This window comes from Stenotrophomonas sp. 2YAF22 (assembly GCF_052114665.1).
GTDB lineage: Bacteria > Pseudomonadota > Gammaproteobacteria > Xanthomonadales > Xanthomonadaceae > Stenotrophomonas > Stenotrophomonas indicatrix.
The window spans coordinates 1-1,849 of sequence record NZ_JBFRFE010000743.1 but is presented as its reverse complement, the minus strand read 5'-3'; the positions used below and the strand labels follow the sequence as shown (position 1 = coordinate 1,849).

Annotated in this window: 1 protein-coding gene; it reads right to left on the bottom strand. The window is 66.1% G+C overall.

Translation table 11 applies throughout. The features are described 5' to 3' along the window. A partial coding sequence (gene recQ / locus AB4Y84_RS20650; protein ID WP_442250818.1) for a DNA helicase RecQ occupies positions 1–1,462 on the bottom strand: 1,462 nt, incomplete at its 3' end. Between the last annotated feature and the right edge of the window lie 387 nt (positions 1,463–1,849).

Below are 1,849 nucleotides of genomic sequence, written 5' to 3'. Positions count from 1 at the left end.
GGCGCAGGCCACCGTGGCCCTCGCTGTCCACTTCCAGCAGGCTGGCGGCCACCAGCTGGCRGAACACGCTGCGCCAGGTGCGTGCATCCAGGTCGCGGCCGATGGCGTAGGTGCTCAGCTTGTCGTGGCCTTGCTGCTTGACCTTCTCGTTCTCGCTGCCGCGCAGGACGTCGATCAGGTGGCCGACGCCGAAGCGCTGGCCGCTGCGGTAAACACAGCTCAACGCCTTCTGCGCGGGGATGGTGGCATCCCAGGCCGCCGGCGGGGTCAGGCAGTTGTCGCAGTTGCCGCAGGGCTTGGGATAGGTCTCGCCGAAACCGGCCAGCAGCACCTGGCGACGGCACTGCATCGATTCGCAGTACCCCAGCAGGTGGTCGAGCTTGGACCGCTCCAGCTGCTTGCGCTCCTCGCTGGCCTCGGACTGCTCGATCATCTGCTTGAGCAGCACCACATCGCCCAGGCCGTAGCAGAGCCAGGCCTCGGCGGCTTCGCCATCGCGACCGGCGCGGCCGGTTTCCTGGTAGTAGCCTTCCATCGACTTGGGCAGGTCGGTATGGGCGACAAAGCGAACGTCCGGCTTGTCGATGCCCATGCCGAAGGCGATGGTCGCGCACATGACGATGCCGTCTTCGCGCAGGAAACGGCGCTGGTTGTTTGCACGCACTTCCGCGGGCAGGCCGGCGTGGTAGGGCAGGGCGTTGAACCCCTGCGTGCACAGGAACTCGGCGGTTTCCTCCACCTTGCGCCGTGACATGCAGTAGACGATGCCGGCCTCGCTGCGATGGCTGCGCAGGAAATCGCTCAGCTGCTTGCGGGCGTTGTCCTTCTGCACCACGGTGTAGCGGATGTTGGGGCGATCGAAGGAGCTGACGAAGTGACGTGCTTCGGCCAGGTCCAGGCGCTCGGCGATCTCGCGCTGGGTTGGCGGGTCGGCGGTGGCGGTCAGGGCGATCCGCGGAATCTCCGGCCAGCGCTCGTGCAGGACGGTCAGCTGCCGATATTCGGGGCGGAAGTCGTGGCCCCATTGCGACACGCAATGGGCTTCGTCGATGGCGAACAGGGCGATCCGGCTGCGCGACAGCAGCGACAGGAAGCGGCCGGTCAGCAGGCGCTCGGGAGCGACATAGAGCATGTCGAGCTCACCGGCGAGCAGTTCGCGTTCGACCCGGCCAGCCGTTTCGGCGTCCAGGGTCGAGTTCAGGAATTCGGCGCGCACGCCGAGCTGGCGCAGGGCTTCGACCTGGTCCTGCATCAGTGCGATCAGCGGTGAGATGACGATGCCACAGCCGTCACGCAGCAGGGCGGGCACTTGGTAGCACAGTGATTTGCCGCCGCCGGTGGGCATCAGCACCAGGGCATCGTGACCGGCAGCCACATGCTCCACGATGTCCTGCTGCGGACCACGGAAATCGTCGTAACCAAAGACGCGGCGGAGCAGGTCGTGCGCGGGACGGGAAGCCATCCAGCTAGTTTACCCCGGCGGGGTTCGGCCGGGTTGCACCCGGCACCTGACGTGGTGCCGGCCGCTGGCCGGCAACCCTGGCAACAGCAACAGCAACAGCCGGCTCTGGGGGGATCCGTGCTTTGGCGGGGTGGTATCGGATTGCGGGGACGCCGCAAGTACGTCCCTGTAGGCTTGGCCGCGGCATCCATGCCGCGGACACCCCGCAATCCGACACCGCCCCGCCTTCGACAGKTTCCCTATGACGGTTGGACTTGTTCCGGTAGATCCACGCCATGCGTGGATGGATCTCATTCGAAGTCGAATATTTCGACAATTGAACGAAGAGCATCCACGCGTGGCGTGGATCTACGTGTCGACCAAGGTCGACACCCACCAGGAGCAGGC